The sequence below is a fragment of the Paraferrimonas sp. SM1919 genome, from assembly GCF_010993985.1.
Classification (GTDB): domain Bacteria; phylum Pseudomonadota; class Gammaproteobacteria; order Enterobacterales; family Shewanellaceae; genus SM1919.
Window position 1 is genome coordinate 37,615 of sequence record NZ_WINH01000008.1, and the last position, 16,322, is coordinate 53,936.

At 43.8% G+C, this 16,322-nt stretch carries 13 protein-coding genes; 7 read left to right on the forward strand and 6 right to left on the reverse strand.

Features of this window, described 5'->3' with window-relative positions; all coding sequences use genetic code 11:
* Positions 1-40: 40 nt before the first annotated feature.
* From GFB48_RS06460 to GFB48_RS06475, 4 genes are all read right to left on the reverse strand, one after another.
* The gene (locus GFB48_RS06460) at positions 41-577 is read right to left on the reverse strand and encodes a YaeQ family protein (RefSeq protein WP_163932858.1); all 537 of its coding nucleotides are present in this window, start codon (positions 575-577) and stop codon (positions 41-43) included.
* Positions 578-640: 63 nt separating this feature from the next.
* Positions 641-1,378 carry an alpha/beta hydrolase gene (locus GFB48_RS06465; protein WP_163932861.1) on the reverse strand — a complete coding sequence of 246 codons (738 nt, stop codon included), beginning with the start codon at positions 1,376-1,378 and terminating at the stop codon, positions 641-643.
* Between the two features lie 112 nt (positions 1,379-1,490).
* The gene (locus GFB48_RS06470; RefSeq protein WP_163932864.1) at positions 1,491-1,961 is read right to left on the reverse strand and encodes a helix-turn-helix domain-containing protein; all 471 of its coding nucleotides are present in this window, start codon (positions 1,959-1,961) and stop codon (positions 1,491-1,493) included.
* Between the two features lie 319 nt (positions 1,962-2,280).
* Positions 2,281-3,870, reverse strand: coding sequence for a S8 family serine peptidase (locus tag GFB48_RS06475; RefSeq protein WP_205597690.1), 1,590 nt, complete (start codon positions 3,868-3,870; stop codon positions 2,281-2,283).
* Positions 3,871-4,132: 262 nt separating this feature from the next.
* Here GFB48_RS06475 and GFB48_RS06480 point away from each other — a divergent pair, with 262 nt between their 5' ends.
* From GFB48_RS06480 to GFB48_RS06510, 7 genes are all read left to right on the forward strand, one after another.
* Positions 4,133-5,092 (forward strand): DUF4382 domain-containing protein, encoded by a 960-nt coding sequence (locus GFB48_RS06480; RefSeq protein WP_163932866.1) that lies wholly within the window; start codon positions 4,133-4,135, stop codon positions 5,090-5,092.
* 231 nt (positions 5,093-5,323) lie between these two features.
* The gene (locus tag GFB48_RS06485) at positions 5,324-6,862 is read left to right on the forward strand and encodes an NAD(P)/FAD-dependent oxidoreductase (RefSeq protein WP_256377989.1); all 1,539 of its coding nucleotides are present in this window, start codon (positions 5,324-5,326) and stop codon (positions 6,860-6,862) included.
* The gene (locus tag GFB48_RS06490) at positions 6,859-7,662 is read left to right on the forward strand and encodes an SDR family oxidoreductase (RefSeq protein ID WP_163932869.1); all 804 of its coding nucleotides are present in this window, start codon (positions 6,859-6,861) and stop codon (positions 7,660-7,662) included. Before GFB48_RS06485 ends, GFB48_RS06490 begins: the two co-directional genes overlap by 4 nt.
* A gap of 8 nt (positions 7,663-7,670) precedes the next feature.
* Positions 7,671-8,417, forward strand: a complete 747-nt coding sequence (locus GFB48_RS06495; RefSeq protein WP_163932871.1) for a polysaccharide deacetylase family protein — start codon at positions 7,671-7,673, stop codon at positions 8,415-8,417.
* 162 nt (positions 8,418-8,579) lie between these two features.
* Positions 8,580-10,709: a M3 family metallopeptidase gene (locus tag GFB48_RS06500; protein ID WP_163932873.1), complete on the forward strand. Its 2,130-nt coding sequence runs from the start codon at positions 8,580-8,582 to the stop codon at positions 10,707-10,709.
* 75 nt (positions 10,710-10,784) lie between these two features.
* Positions 10,785-11,186, forward strand: a complete 402-nt coding sequence (locus GFB48_RS06505) for a YeeE/YedE family protein (protein ID WP_163932874.1) — start codon at positions 10,785-10,787, stop codon at positions 11,184-11,186.
* Position 11,187: 1 nt separating this feature from the next.
* Complete coding sequence (locus GFB48_RS06510; protein ID WP_205597692.1) at positions 11,188-11,592, forward strand: DUF6691 family protein; 405 nt, start codon at positions 11,188-11,190, stop codon at positions 11,590-11,592.
* A gap of 48 nt (positions 11,593-11,640) precedes the next feature.
* On the opposite strand, the gene GFB48_RS06515 is transcribed toward GFB48_RS06510, so the two are convergent.
* Positions 11,641-14,835, reverse strand: a complete 3,195-nt coding sequence (locus tag GFB48_RS06515) for a chondroitinase family polysaccharide lyase (protein WP_163932876.1) — start codon at positions 14,833-14,835, stop codon at positions 11,641-11,643.
* Position 14,836: 1 nt separating this feature from the next.
* Positions 14,837-16,312 (reverse strand): sulfatase, encoded by a 1,476-nt coding sequence (locus GFB48_RS06520; RefSeq protein ID WP_163932878.1) that lies wholly within the window; start codon positions 16,310-16,312, stop codon positions 14,837-14,839.
* Between the last annotated feature and the right edge of the window lie 10 nt (positions 16,313-16,322).

Below are 16,322 nucleotides of genomic sequence, written 5' to 3' on the forward strand. Positions count from 1 at the left end.
TGACGTCCAGTAGCACAGCGTGCAGTAGGCTTTAGCCGTGCTACTTAAGCCTAATAGGCTTAACCACAGCGTGATGTTCTTCACTGTTGATATGTACTTCGCCATCCATAATGCTCAGTTGTAAATCAATCGCTTTGGCGAACATGGGTAGGGTGGCGGTTAACTCGGTTTCATCAAGTTGCCAAACGCTGACTTTAGATAAACTGGCAAAGTCTTTTTGGTACTTGTCCCACCAAGGTTTCACGCTATTGCCGCCATAGGCATAAAGAGACACTGCTTCACTTTTGCTGGAGGCTTTTTTTAGCCATTTAGGGTCGAGTTGCCCTAGGGATAACCAATGGTTGATCACCCCTGAGTAATCTTCACTAATTAAATCTGGACTGTCGGCGTCACACAAACCTTTACTTGGCTTTAGGTTTTCATCGGCATTTAAGGCAAACACGATTAATTTGGCCATTACCCGAAGCTCAGTTTCAGACGGATGCATGGCCAGGGTAAAATTATGGGATTGGTAATAGTGCCTGTCCATATCTGAGATATTGAGGCTGATTTTAAGGGGGCGGGAGTCGATAGCCATAGTATGTGCTCGTAAATATCATTGAGCGCAGTCTATCGACTCTATAGTGGTATGCCTAGTAATTTATAACAATGTATGTTCAATGGTATGGGCAGTAACTTGCAGTTTTTGCACCGTACCAGAAATCGTGGCTGCACAATCACCATCTTGAGAGCCATAATCACCAAATTGAGCATGGTTGCCACCATCAACTTGTACGAAGACGGTATTAACTGGCAAGGTCCAAGCAAGACTTAGGACATCCGCTGGTGGTACTAAACAATCATTTTCACCATAAATAGACACCACTTTTAAGTCAGTACGGTAGGGAATAGGCAGTTCAGGATTTGGGAAAGACGCCCATAACGCTAAACCTGAAATTGAAATATCCTGTGGGTTTTCAGCTATGTATTGGCTGGCGATAACTCCACCTAATGAGTGGCCGGCTATCACCCAATCGGTAATATCAGGGTTAGCCGCTTGTAGGGCAGGGATCATGTTAGGCATGACACCGGCTATTACTAATTCACTTGGGGTTTTATCGATAACCACAGGGTAGCCCGTGGTTGCCACCATTTGTGCAATACCCGCATAAGCGCGTGGATCAACTTCTCCCCCAGGTTGGATCAGTAAGCCTTTAGTCAATGGCGCTAATTTATTGCTAAAGCGTATAAATTGAAATGATTCAACTACTGCGACCGCTTCAGTGGATTTCATGTATTCCAGCCCATCAGCAGTGGCCATTCGGGTTTCGGCTAGGGCACTAAAGTGGAAGGATACTGTAGTAAATATGATGATTAAGGTTTTGCTTAACACTTTCATTGTTTTTTCCTTATTTTCCGTAAAAGGTTCGAACAATGTATTTAGGTTTATGGCTGCATTCGTCCTAAAAACGGTTTTTTAGGACATTGATGTGCATTTGAGTTGATATTTATCAATGCTGCCCATGTCTGTATTGCGAAGGAGTTAATCCGACTTGCTTTTTGAATTGCAGATTAAATGATGATTTTGAATTAAAACCAGAGAGAAGCGCGATATTTAATAAGCTTAAACTAAGGTTTTTGCGGTTGCTCATTAAGGACTTTGCATGGTTAACCCGATATGCTGCCACGTAATCACAATAATTTGTTTTAAAGTGCAACCGAATGATTTCAGAGACTCTTCGCTCACCGAGTTTGGTGAGTTTAGCAAAATCATGCAGGTTTAAGTCGGGATCTAAATAGCACTGGGATGACATCGCCTGGGTTAATTTGGCGACTTCATTTTCGGAAGGTTTTACAGGGGGGGATAATAGTTGTGGACTAGAGCGAATAAACCAGGGCAATACGGGATAGAAAACTAAAACGGCCAATGAAGTATATAAAAATCCAAAAACGATTAGCATAATTAATGGTAAATCAATCATCTAAATACCTAAAGGTCATTAAATATGGAGTGGTTGTTTATTAAACAGTTTAAATATATTGCTATTTGGTAATAGTAAAGTCAATAACGCTATAGTTAAGTATTTTTATTAATTCGTTAATTAGGTTACCTAAGATATTTACTGGAGTAGCATGTACTCCTATTTATCCATGCAGACTGACGCTTGGTTAATTATCAAAGAGTGCGCATACAACACAGAGTGATGATGAGTACTCCCCCCTTTTTTAGATGTTTTAACCTTGGCCTGTTATTGCAGACAATAAAAAAGCTCCCTTAGGAGCTTTTAGTCGTGTCAACGATCAGTTCTTTTTAGGTTTGCCGTTACCACCGCCGTTACCGCCGCCGCCACCGCCGGTGTCACCACCACCGTTGTCGCCAGTACAGGCATTTGCAGCAATATGATCGTGAGCAGCTTTAGCTTGAACCAAACCGTGACCATAGGCATTATCACGTCCAGCTGCACCTAAGTCTTCGGCCGTTGCCACTAATGCTGCGCGGATTTCGCTGGCACTACAGCTTGGGTTATTACTCCAAACCAGTGCTGCCACACCCGCAACATGAGGCGTCGCCATTGAGGTACCATCCCACGCGGAATAGTTACCCGCATATACATCAACCGTGGCGCTACTGCCAACAAGACCAACTAAAGTCGCGCCGTCGGCTTGGCTCACGCCGACAGAAGGAATGCTTGTCGCCACTTCACCTAGTGTGCCGTAAAGCATGTCTGGTTCATTATTGTAAATAATGGCGCCAGCACCGCCGCCGGCTTCACAGGCTAATACTTTATCTGAAAAGGCAATGTCGCCACGGCTGATCAAACAAATATTGCCAGTTGCACCAGTACAGGCACTGGTACCTAAACCACAATCAACCAAAGAGCCAGTTGCACTGGCGAATGGTGAACCTACCATTCCTGCAGATTCATAGCCATTGCCCGCCACTGTTACATCAGAAGAGGTAGCGGTTCCCATAGGTAATGACGATTCAACTGCCACACCAGGAGCTGCCAACTCAACCTGGTCGGTCTGTTGCGAGAAGGCCGCAACGACTTTATTGGCGTCAATGGCTGCAACCGATACCACAGAGTCGTAGGATGCTGGATAAGAATGGCGAGTGTTACCATCGTTACCGGCAGCAGCAATGCTTAGAACGCCTGCGGCATAGGCATCCCCAAAGGCACGATCTTCAGAACGTACTGAACGGCTGCCACCTAAACTCATATTAATAACAAGTTTATCTAGGCCTGCAGCGGTTTGCGCTGCAACACAGTTATCAAGCGCTGTAACCAAGGTGGACGAGTAAGCCCAACCATCTGCGTCAAACACCTTAATAATATGCAGGTTCAAGTTGTTATTTGGTAGTACACCAATTACACCAAGCGTGTTATCTAGCGCAGCAATCGTGCCTGCAACATGGGTACCGTGACCGTGTTCATCACTAAACCAATTGCCTGTCCCTGAGTCATTGGTACCGCTAATGTTGCTGGAACTGGCTAGGTCTTCATGACTTAAGTCATAACCAGAGTCGATAATACACACCATGGTATTCGCTGCAGCCGCATCACTAAGCTGAGTGGCTTGTACCATAGGAATACCGTAAGGAGTGGTTTGCGCTAATGGATAGCGTTTTGCATCTATTTCTATGCTTTTAATTTTGGGGTTAAGAGTTAAGGATTGGACTTCTTGGTTGGTTAACTCAACAGACATAAGATTACGGTTGTTGAGCATGGCTTTAATTTTACCTTGACCAATTTCCCCACTCAGTTGCTTGGCAACCCCAGGGGCGTATTCGACGATGTAGCGCTGTGTAGTTGCCGCCAAGGCAATTGAACTTAGACCAAATGTCGCCAACAAAGCGAGCATTGAGCCCTTACAATTCTTGATATTCATATTTTTTCCTTAAATTAAAAAACATCCAATTGCTCACTCTGACACTTTGTTAACGGCTAAATGTAAGCAAATGTAACTACAACATTGAGTTTAGTTGAAAAATTCAAAGATAAGAAAAAATTATCACCATCTAGGGTTAAGGGTATTTTAGAACTGTTAAGCCTGCTTTAAGCTAAAACACATAAAATTAATGAAAAGATTGCTTAATTGATGTTCATGGAAGGTCGCATTACTTTTAGGCAGAGATAATAAAGGTAAAATAATGATCAAAAAATCCATCGCTCTGGCTTGTGCCTTTGCTTTAGGCGCATGTTCTAATGAAGAAGCGCAAACAAACTCTGTGTCTTTCTATATTTCCGATGCACCAGTTGATAACGCCCAGGCGGTAGTGGTCAACTACAGTGGAATTACTTTGTCTGGTGATGAAGGGGATGTTTTTTACCCAGTAACCGATGCCGAAGGTAATGAAACGACTGCTCAAATTAACTTACTAGATTACCAAAATGGTGACAGCTACTTGCTACTAAGCAATCTAGATATCCCTGCAGGTTCTTATAAGTCTTTAATCGTTAATACCGAAGGCTGTCAAACCCACGCTGGTGCCAGTGCCGAATTTTGTTATGTAGTGAATGACCAAGGTCAACACCCTTTAAGCACCCCGAGTAATAAGCTTAAACTTGGTGGCATTGATATTGCGGCTGAAGGTCAACAAGAATTTACCATTGAGTTCAATTTACGCAAGGCTTTGGTTGAGCGTGGCAAAGGGGAGCAATACAACCTTAAACCACACGGAGTTAGCGTACTTGAAAACCGTACTAAAGCGCATATTGAAGGTGTGGTGGATGAAGCCTTATTAACGGCCAATGACTGTGATGGCAATTCTAGTTTTGTTTACCTATACCCACAAAATGATGGCGCGCAGCCTTTAGCGGATGCATTTGATCCTGCGATGGATGATGTTGCTGATGTTGTGGCACCGATTGCCTCTGCCGCGGTAGTGCAAAATGCTGAAAGCAACGAGTGGGGTTACAAAATTGCCAACATCGTTGGTGGTGATTACCAACTGGCTTTTAGCTGTGATGCTGCCTCTGATAACCCAGAAATCTACGACGGTTTAACCATTCCAAATCCAGAGGGCCAAGTGCACGATGTGACTGTGCAATACAGCACCACAGCGACCGTTAACTTTGAAGAGATTATTGAAGAGGTACCTGCATCTTAATCACTGCATTTACTTAAACAAAATAAAAGGCTGCACAAGGAAGTGTGGCCTTTTTCTTTTTATAAATAGCTGTTATTTTAAACAATAAATAATACATTCGGAAAGAATATGGCTACAGGACTCAAGGAAGAGCCACAACAACCTCAAAAGAAAGTAAGGGTAAGAACGGGTAAACGTTTTCGAGAAGAAGACGCCCACGACCATTACGATGCCATCGTTATAGGCTAAGGCATAGGTGGCTTAACTAATGCTGCTTTATTGGCACTAATGGGTAAAAAAGTATGTGTGCTGGAACAGCATTATACTGCTGGTGGCTATACCCATGCCTATTGGCGTAAGGGCTTTGAATGGGATGTGGGGGTTCACTATATTGGCGAGGTCCATAAAGAGTATTCCACCCTAAGGCGCATTTTTGATGTGATAAGCCAAGGACGCTTACAGTGGGCTGAAATGGATAAGGTTTATGACAAAATTTGCATTGGTGATGAAGAGTTTGATTTTGTTGCTGGCAAAGACAACTTTATTGAATCGTTAGTGGCTAATTTCCCCAAAGAGCGCCAAGCAATTGAACATTATGTCGAGCTTATTCGTCTGATATCAAAGCAATCTTCCACCTTTTTTGCTGGCCAAGCGCTGCCGCCAATGCTGGCTAAGCTGTATAATAAAATCCGTCCTAAATTAGTCCATAAAGCCTTTTTTAAAACCGCTCGGGAAGTATTAGAAGAGATCACCAGCAACCAAAAATTGATTAGCGTACTATGTGGTCAGTGGGGCGATTATGGCATGGTGCCAAGGGATGCTTCATTTTTAATTCATGCATTAATTGCTAAGCATTATTTGGCAGGGGCGGCATATCCCGTTGGAGGTGCCAGTAGTATTGCCCGAGCGATCATCCCTACCATTGAAAACGCAGGTGGCCATGTGTTTACCATGGCAAAAGTCGAGCAAGTTTTGATTCACAATAACAAGGCCTATGGGGTGCAGTTAGCAGGTGGGCATAAACTGTATGCCGATAAAATCATTAGTAATATTGGCTTTATGAATACCGTCAATCATATTATGCCGCCCTCGGTTAAAACTCAGTATGGCATGGATAATTGGACCAACAAAGTCACTCGCTCTAGTGCCTCTATTTGTTTGTATGCCGGTTTTAACCAAGATGCCCAAAGCCTAAACCTTAAAAAGACCAATTTATGGCTTTACCCTAACGAACACATAGAAGCCAATGTGGATGCTTATAGAACAGGTGAAACCAGCGAGCTGCCGCTGACTTATATCTCTTTTCCATCGGTAAAAGATCCTGATTGGGATAACCGTTATCCTGGCAAGGCCACGGTGGAAATTGTCAGCCTCGCCAGCATGGACGATTACCAAGATTGGTTTGGCACCACTTGGAATGACAGGGGCGATAGTTACCTCCAGTTGAAAGAAAAACTTTCCCAAATACTACTTAAATCTTTATTTAAGCGAGAACCACAACTGGAGCAGGCACTTGAGTTTTATGAGTTGTCTACGCCACTTTCTACCCAGTTTTATCAACGTAATGATGGCGGCGAGATTTACGGCGTTAACCATAGTGTCGATAGGTTTAAGCAGAGCTTTTTGCACCCGCAAACCCCTATCAAAAATTTCTATATGACAGGCTCTGACGTGTTAACCGCGGGGGTAGGGGGCGCCTTGATGGGGGGAGTGATGACCACCATGCGGATGCAAGGGGTGTTTGGAATGAACAAAGTAAAAAAATTATTAAAAGCAGGAGTTAGCCAGTGACTACAGTCGTGATTAGCGGTGCTACTAAGGGCGTTGGTCGCGCCTGTGTAGATGCCTTTATTGAACATTATCAATCCCTTAACCTAGTGGCGGTGGCACGTAACAAACAAGAATTAGCTCAATTAGCCGCTGAGCTTAGTGATAATTTACAGGTGAATTTGCTGACCTTAGCGATAGATGTGAGTTCGTTAGAGGGCTGCCAAAACCTAGTTACACAAACCATCTCAGAGTTCGGCGCAATTGATATTTTGGTGAACAATGCCGGCCTCCACCATAGGGGCGATTTAGCTAAGTTAGCCCCATTGCAAGCGGCGCAAATGGTCGATTTAAATTTACGTAGCCCTATCTATTTATCTGCCTTAGCACTGCCCCATATGAGCTCTGGCTCTGCCATTATTATGGTGGGCTCTTTAGCGGGTAAAGCGCCATTGCAAGGGGCGGCGACTTATAGTGCCACTAAGGCAGGACTTCGCGCCTTCAGTTTTGCCCTCGGGGATGAACTGCGCACTAAGGGAATAAAGGTGGCAGTCGTGTCACCAGGGCCAATAGATACCGGCTTTATTATGGATGAGATTGATCAGGTGGAAGACATTGTCTATTCCCAGCCGATGAGCAGTGCGGAGCAAGTTGCTGCCAATATTGTCAAACTTTGTTTTGATAAAAACCAAGAAATCGCCATGCCAGCAGCCAGTGGTAAACTCGCAACGTTAGGGTATTTATTCCCTAAATTCAGACGCTTAATTCGGCCACTGTTGTATAAGATAGGCCGCAACAACAAACTCAAATATAAAAAAGCTTAAATGTAATAATGAAAACATTTGTAAAAACATTGTCATTAGCGTTGGCGGTCAATTTTAGCGCCGAGGTTAAAGCATCAGATAAATTAACTTATGTTAGCTTAAATTATGATGACTCGTTGCTGACTCACTTGACTATTGTCGTGCCGCAGTTAGACCGTTTTAATTTTAAAGGCACTTTTTATCCAACCATTAATAAAGATCTATTCTTAAATCGGTTGGATGATTGGCGTGCGATCGCCACTAATGGTCATGAGCTGGGTAACCATACTTTGTATCATAGCTGTCGTGGTTCACTGCCTAACCGTAAATGGGTGAAGCCTGAGCAAGATTTAGATAGGCGCACCATTGAACATATGGTGCAAGAAATAAAAATTGCCAACGCCATGCTGCGAGCTGTAGATGGTCAAACTGAACGTACTTTTACGCCGCCGTGTTTTGAAACCCAAGCTAAAGATGGTGATTACTACCCACACATTAAATCTTTATTTGTTGGGGTAAAAAAGCGTCCGCTAGACCCTAATAAAGAAGTGTTTTATACCCCTGTTGGACAAACCGGGCAACAGCTTATAGACATGGTGACCAAGCATAAAGGCACGGGAAAAATTATCAGTTTTACCTTCCATGGTGTGGGAGGAGATTACCTTGAGGTATCTAAAGAGGCCCATCTTGAGTTGTTAAAATTTTTAGATAAAAATCGGCAACTTTATGGTGTTAATCATTATAAAAGCTTGCTCAAATCAGTGAACAAGGATTAATTTAAACAGTATTTAATTAACTCGTCATTAACATGTCTGGGTGTTTATTGCTCTGTTGGCAGTGAAATCAGATAAATTTTAGTTGGTGGTAAGTTTGTTCCTGTGAAGCGGTTTTTGGATCAGGTAGAAAGTGATAAAACAAACAAATCAAGAGCTGAAATTATGTTAAAAAACTCTCTAGCCTTGGCGGTGGTTATCGCCTTAAGCGGGTGTCAGCCCGTTACAGAAGCGGTGACACCTAATTTAAAAGAGCAAGCACAAGTGCAAAATCCATTATTCTCGGCCAGTACACTTCAGTACCAAGCTCCACGTTTTGATATTATTAAAGAGTCACACTTCAAGCCTGCAATATTAGCTGGAATTAAATCTCAGCTCGCAGAAATCGAAAAAATCGCCGACAATCCAGATGTACCAACCTTTGACAATACTATTGTAGCGATGGAGCTTTCTGGCGAACTGCTAAGCCGCGCAACGTCAGTGTTTTACAACTTAACGGGCACTATGAGCAACGAAAACATTCGTGCGCTGCAAGCTGAGTTTGCCCCGCTACTTTCCAAGCACTCTGACGACATTTACCTAAACAAAGCATTATTTAATCGTGTACAAACCCTTTACAACAACAAACAACAGCTAGCTTTAGATGCCGAGTCGGCGCGTCTGTTACAAATTAAATACGATGAATTTATTAATGCGGGCGCAAAACTTACCGATGCAGCTAAAGATAAAGTGCGTAAGCTAAACGCAGAATTGGCTGGCCTCCAAAACAAGTTTGGCGAGAACCAGCTTGGTATTTTAAGCAACGAGCACGTATTGGTAGCAAATGTGGCCGAGCTTGATGGCCTAACGGAGGGGGAAATTGCTGCCGCAGCCGAGCTTGCCAAGGCATCAGGTAAAGTAGGTTACGCCCTTAAACTTGCTAACACCACACGTCAGCCTGTACTGCAAAAGCTCAATAACCGCGAACTACGTCAGCGCATTTGGGAAGCATCTTCTAATCGTGCTACTGAAGGTCAGTATGCAACCCTAGAGATTGTTAAACAGTTAGCAGAACTTCGCGCACAAAAAGCCGCTGTTCTTGGTTATAAAAACTGGGCTGAGTACCGCCTAAACGGCACCATGGCGAAAACGCCACAAGCTGTACTCGATATGTTCTCAGCTATGGTGCCAAAAGTAGTGGCTAACGCCCAACAAGAACAAGCTGACATCCAAGCGATGATCAACAAAACCGGCGGCGACTTCGAGCTACAGCCATGGGATTGGGCCTATTATGCTGAAAAAGTGCGTAAAGAAAAATTCGCCATCGATCAAGCCCAGCTGATGGAATACTTTGAATTTAACAGCGTGCTAAACAATGGTGTGTTTTACACCATGGAGAAACTCTTTGGCATTACCTTTAAAGAGCGTAACGACCTACCTGTTTATCACGAAGACGTCAAAACTTACGAAATCTTCGATGCTGATGGCACATCAATAGCCTTGTTCTACACCGACTACTTTGCCCGTCCGGGCAAACGTGGTGGGGCATGGATGAGCGCGTTTGTTAGCCAAACTCGCCTAAAAGAGCAAAAACCAGTTATCGTGAACGTAATGAACATTCCAAAAGCAGTAATAGGTCAAGCGCAGCTCGTTAGCTTTGATAACGCCAGCACTATGTTCCACGAACTTGGTCACGGCTTACACGGCGCGTTCTCAGATGTTAACTACCCATCACTTGCAGGCACTAATGTATCCCGTGACGTGGTTGAATTTCCGTCGACTTTCCAAGAAGATTGGGCAATCAAACCAGAAGTGCTAGCCAACTACGCAAAGCACTACAAAACGGGTGAAGCCATTCCACAAGAGCTGCTAGATAAAGCACTGAAAGCGGCCAGCTTTAACCAAGGCTTTGATACCCTAGAGTATATGTCTGCAGCAATGCTTGACCAAGAGTGGCACGCTATTGCTGCAGGGAGCAAAATTGACGATGTTGAAGCGTTCGAGCAAGCAGCACTTAAAAAGCATGGTGTAGACATTGCGGCTATTCCACCACGCTACAAATCACAATACTTCTCCCATACCTTTACAGGCGGTTACTCTGCGAGTTACTACGCCTACATGTGGTCAGAAATCATGGCAGCGGATGCTTATAAGTATGTTCAACAAAATGGTGGCTTAAACCGTGAGATGGGGGATAAATTCCGTAAACATATCCTCAGTGTCGGAAACGCCATTGACCCGATGCAGACTTATATTAATTTTCGCGGTAAAGCACCAAGCACGGATGCTTTGTTAGAACGCCGAGGAATTAATTAGAGCGTTTTAATACTTTTTAAGTATATACCTTGGGCCTATAATGGCCCTATTTGTATTGTTGAAGAAGAAGTTTACATGGAACAATATTTTATTTCTTTAATGGGTGGCATAGCCTTAGGCCTAAGTGGACTGTTGTTGCTTGCTCTTAAAGGTAAAGTTGCTGGCATATCGGGAATTTTGAATAGCATCATCAATGACTTTACTCATGAGCGTTGGCGTTTGTGGTTTATTTTAGGAATGATCAGTGCCGGTGGCGTTGCACTGCTGGTTTATGATTATGATTTTAATTATGGCCACCTTGATTGGCATAAAGCTGTTGCTGCAGGGTTATTGGTTGGAGTAGGGACGGCATTGGCTAATGGTTGTACATCTGGTCATGGTATTTGTGGTTTAGGTCGATTATCGTTGCGATCTTTAGTGGCGACTGTCACTTTTATGATGGTTGCAGCAATAGTGGTTAACGGCATGGGGTTATAAAGTGTTGGTATTTGTTTTAGGTTTTATTTTTGGATTGGGGTTATTATTGTCAGGAATGACTGATCCTCAAAAAGTAATCGGCTTTTTTAGGTTGAATGAATCTTGGGATGCTAGCTTGATGTTTGTGATGGGAGGAGCATTGACAGTATTTATTCCTGGTTATCATTTCTGGGTCAAGCCCAAGCAGCCAGTAGTCACTGCTAAGCCTATCACCAACAAGTTAATTGTCGGTTCGCTGTTATTTGGCGCAGGTTGGGGCTTATCGGGCATTTGCCCTGGTCCAGCAGTGATTGGCGTTGCAAGTTTACAGCCGCAAATTCTCATTTTTGTTGGTGCTATGCTGTTAGGGTTTAAATTAGTTTCTTTTGTTCAATCACGGTCGTTGAAGGTTGCTTGGCAACAATAAACTGATTCAGTAAAAAGGAGAGCTCATGCTCTCCTTTTTTAATTGCCGTTAAAGTTGCTGAAGAGCAAGTTTTCTGGTTTTACCTTTATCTAGGGTGATTTGGATTTGGGTTTGTTTATTAAGGTGTTGTATTTTTTGTAGATCTTGATGCTCAGCAACATTCCAATGGCCATCAATGGTGATGGTCACTGTTTTGCTGGCCTCTTTGCCATTGACAATATCTAATGGCATAAAACTCATATTATGATTCCATTTTTTCATTCGCAGATCAGGATCACTAATAGCAACGGTTAAACGGTTCCCCTGATTTTGGGTCATTGCAATAATAGGGGTATCAGTCGCCACAATTGGTTCCGTAGGTTTGGCACTGGCATCAAAAATAGCATAACCCATGGTCTTACTTTGAGGTTCATAAACCTGTTGCAGCGCACTGTCGTTGGCGATTAACTGATAACTAGGTAGGCGCTCAAGTTGAGCATGCTTAGGGACAATCTGATAATGGTAATTTGCGTTGTTCGGAGCCTTACCGTGATCGATGTAGGCTTTAACCGCTTTTTGCTCAATGGCGACAATTTGACGACGTTTACTGCCTTTTTTCGGGCTGCTGGTGGTCAAACTTGGCTGGATACCCTGTTCCGCAACGACTTTATATTCGCTCGGTACACGATATAAATTGCCCTGAGGATCAACAAACTCTCCACCTTCAAAGGTATGAATGCCACCGACTAACGGCTGGTTGTTACGTTGTGCCGTGGTAGGGTGTTTTACATTAAGCAAATTTTGGAAAAGCGTGGTAATGGTGGAGTACTGTTTGTCGTCGGAATTAATTCTTGAACCTAAAGCGATAATTTGATCCTCAAAGAAGAAGAACGACTTATTAAAGCTAAAGCCAGGTTCAAACATTGGCTCATCGCCATCGTTAGGCACAGTGTCGGTTAATTCCATGGCAAAAATACCATTATTACCGTTATCCACCCCACCCAAAAAGGTGTTTTCGGTATAGTTGCGATGCTTACCTTCTTTATAAATAGGGTGAGCCGCGACGCGATAGGTGGTTTTTTCCATTGGCAATGCTTTGGTGGTTGCCCCGGGTAAATAAGCCCAGTGGAAGCCATCAAATGGTGCCATACCTGATGCCTTTAGGGTCAATAAGCCTTGTTCATCTTCGCCACTGAACAGGGTTAAGGCGCCGAAGGATTGGTAGCGACCAAAAGGGTTTTCAACTTTTGAACCAGACTCAAAATCCCAAACATATTTACTCATGCCACGGGCTTGGGCAACCCAATTGTCGGTTTTCATGTTAACAAAACCGGCATAGGGCTTATTGTAAAAACCACTTTCCCCTAAACGCTTGGCTTTTAGGGCTTCTGGTTTATTATCTTTCACCCATTGATAAACATTTTCCATAGTTTCAATGGTGCCAAAGCTGCCAAAATAGGTCAGTCCTGGGGTCAGGATCTTATGGATAGCGCTTAAATCTGCTTTTTGGTAACTTTGGGCGAAAACCATAGCCAAGTCAGCGTCCACCTGTTGTGGATCTTTATAGGCCATGGCGGCATAAGCCGGCAGCATAAAGCGATCAATGCCTGAGTTGTTGGCCGGGAAGCGACCAGTGATCCCTAAGTGTTGCTGAAAATCCGCGCTAAATTCAAATTGTTGCATTAAGGCTGTTTTGAGACGCTGATCAAATTGTTCACTTAACTGGAACGCGCCTCCATGCAGCACGGAATCAATCAAGGCCAGAGTCGTTAAGCTTTGAATACCATAGGAGTTTTGGTAAGCGCTGCGATGATGGTAAATCGAACCATCCCACTTTATGGTATCGGAATAACTTGGTGCGTAATCACTGGCCCATTCTAGGTAATCGAGATAACCTTGCATAAGCGCCACTTTTTGCGGGCTGTCTTGCATTAATAGGACACTGATTAATTTAGCAAAAGCACCACCACGAACGTGATCGGTATTTTCGCCAGTGCTGTAATCAATGTTACTTAATTTACCGAAGCGGGTATGCCAAAGTAGCGCTTGTTGAACTTCTGTCAACATGCCAGCTTCGGCCAATTCATCCCTAAACAACCAACTGCCAATGGCATAAAACCCTAAGCGGATGATGTGATCAGTGGTACCAATCGAAGAACCGGCTGCCCAGCCTTGGTCATGGAAGTGTTCAAACAGGTTTAATAAACGTTGCTTTTTGGCCGCGGTTGGCTGGCGCTTATAGTCCAGGGCTAACGAGAAAAAAGTATTTTGACCAGCAACTTGGAAAATGTCCCCTTCAATGGCGACGTGCTCGTCACGGACTGAGAATAAAGGCTGACCAGTGAGGCCTTCACCTTGGCGTTGAATATTTAAGGCTTGGTAACTGCTTTCGGCTTTATCAAGCTGCTCTTGTACTAATTGCAGGTACTGATCCGCTTGCTTGATGTGGCTGTGGTTGGTTTGGCTACCTAAAATAAGCGTATCGAGTTTGTTGCCAATGCTGGCAAAAGCATCAATATGTGCTTGCTCAAGCTTAACAGACTGGTCATCAAACTTTTGCAATTGTTGCCATGGCTGCAATATTTTATAACTGTCTACTCGGACTTTGGCTTTGTTATTAACGTATTGCCAATCGGAATGGCGTTTACGTGAAACAAACGTGACAAATTGCAGCATATCAAGATGGACGGTGTCGCCAAGCAATTCTTTTGACGGCGTGATGCTCATATTATTGACGATTTGATTAGCACTGTTGGCGTCAATTTTGGCGTCTTCGGCTAAATGCACCCAAAACGCACGCCAGCCACTGTAGTTTTGTTGCATTTGGGCGCGGTAGTGAGCCTGGTTGTTGCTGTCCTTAAATTCGAAGGTGAGGCTACCATTACTCGGCTTATCACGATATACCCATAGTTTGATGCCACCTTGATGGGAGTGGTTGACATAAGAAGGCTCATAGACTTCGGGCTGGCCCCCTGGATACATGCTAGAGGCTTCCACTAAACCCGGGATGGCTTGTTCACCAAAGTGAAGGGGGTTAGTGGATGTAATTTTCCAAGCTAAAGAGTGGGAAAGGTCCTTAAAGTGCTTAGTTGATAATTCAAGCTGGTGTTGGTTAGTCTCTATTGCGTGCAAAGATTGCGCGTCTTCAAAGCTGATCCTTTGGCTTAGAATATCTTCTGAAAGTACTTTTTTCGCTTGCGCAAGTGGCGCAATGCTCAGTCCAAGAATAACCGCTGTGGCGGTCATAGTACGACGAAAATTCATATTAGTGTGCTCCAACTGCAAGTTCTAAGTTCCATGGAATAATTGGGTATTGGGCTTTCGCTTGTGCCTGTTGTAGTAACTGACGCAGCTTCATACGAATACTTTTATATTTTGGGTTGTGGTAAAGGTTTAGCTGCTCTTGGGGATCGTTTTGGTAATCATATAATTCAACCCCATACACGCCATCACCCCATTCGGTGTAGCGGAAACGTTCAGTACGGATAGAATGACCAGACACTTCCTTATATTTCATTTCATCGTAATACTGGAAAGCACGGCTTGGCATTGTGGTGTAGGCAAGCTCACGGACCTTGTCAACACTGCCGTCAAGTAAAGGGGTTAAACTGGTGCCTTGCAGAACTGACGGTTTAGGTAGCTGCGCAAGATCCGTCAAAGTTGGGTATAAATCTAACGTTTCAACAATGGCATCGGTTTTTTGGCCCTTAACGTTTTGGCGAGGGTCAACAATAATCATTGGGGTACGAACTGAGCCATCAAATAAGTCGCCTTTTTGCCATAGGCCATGCTGACCCAATAGGTAACCGTGATCTGACATAAACACAATAATAGTGTCATCCTTTACGCCTAGACGCTCAAGACCATCCATTAATACCCCAATTTCATTATCCATAAAGCTGATGCTAGCGTAGTAGGCTTGCACGATTTCTTTGCGCTGGGCTAGGGTTAATGTTAATTGGTTACTACGGTCAGCTAAGGCTGCTAATGGAATGTCCTTACGATCCTCTTCATCCATCACAAATGGCGTGATGTATTCTATAGGATACATATCGAAGTATTGTTTAGGGGCGACATAAGGCGTGTGCGGGCGGAAGTAGCCCACACTTAGGAAGAAAGGTTGCTCACTGTTGTTATCTAATTGCTGCTCTAGCATGTCTAGTGCTGCTAGGGTAACCTTTTGATCAGTATGTAACTCATCGGATTCGACTGATAACCAACTTAGGGTTGCACCAATTTTATTTTCACTGATGATATTCAGATCTTTCTCTACCGCTTTATCATAACCGATAGGGTTGCTCACCTGTGACCAAGCAAAAGGGTCGTCGGAACCGTTTGTACCAATCCCTTCAGGCACTTTATAGTGGAAAATTTTACCGGTACGGGCGGTCCAGTAACCGTGGTTTTTAAAGTGTTGCGGTAGGGTAACGACCGATGGAATAAACTCTCTAAAATCAGAGGCGTTATCGGTAATACCGGTCTGATAGGGGTAAAGCCCAGTCATCATACTGGTGCGACTTGGTGCACAGGCGGTCGCTTGCACGAAAGCATTATTAAATTGAAGTCCCTCAGCGGCCAAAGCATCGATATTCGGCGTTTTAACTAACGGATGGCCATAACTGCCAATATCGGTATTAAGATCATCCGCCATAATTAATAGCACGTTGGGTTTTTTAGCGGCAAAAGTTGCAGAAGTAAATGTGCTTAGAAGCAGGGCTAAGGTAAATGTAAACTTTCCCATAAATACACTC

Coding starts and splice junctions, on each gene's coding strand:
- GFB48_RS06460 (WP_163932858.1), bottom strand. CDS start 577: ATGGCTATCGACTCCCGCCCCCTTAAAATCAGCCTCAATATCTCAGAT.
- GFB48_RS06465 (WP_163932861.1), bottom strand. CDS start 1,378: ATGAAAGTGTTAAGCAAAACCTTAATCATCATATTTACTACAGTATCC.
- GFB48_RS06470 (WP_163932864.1), bottom strand. CDS start 1,961: ATGATTGATTTACCATTAATTATGCTAATCGTTTTTGGATTTTTATAT.
- GFB48_RS06475 (WP_205597690.1), bottom strand. CDS start 3,870: ATGAATATCAAGAATTGTAAGGGCTCAATGCTCGCTTTGTTGGCGACA.
- GFB48_RS06480 (WP_163932866.1), top strand. CDS start 4,133: ATGATCAAAAAATCCATCGCTCTGGCTTGTGCCTTTGCTTTAGGCGCA.
- GFB48_RS06495 (WP_163932871.1), top strand. CDS start 7,671: ATGAAAACATTTGTAAAAACATTGTCATTAGCGTTGGCGGTCAATTTT.
- GFB48_RS06500 (WP_163932873.1), top strand. CDS start 8,580: ATGTTAAAAAACTCTCTAGCCTTGGCGGTGGTTATCGCCTTAAGCGGG.
- GFB48_RS06505 (WP_163932874.1), top strand. CDS start 10,785: ATGGAACAATATTTTATTTCTTTAATGGGTGGCATAGCCTTAGGCCTA.
- GFB48_RS06515 (WP_163932876.1), bottom strand. CDS start 14,835: ATGAATTTTCGTCGTACTATGACCGCCACAGCGGTTATTCTTGGACTG.
- GFB48_RS06520 (WP_163932878.1), bottom strand. CDS start 16,312: ATGGGAAAGTTTACATTTACCTTAGCCCTGCTTCTAAGCACATTTACT.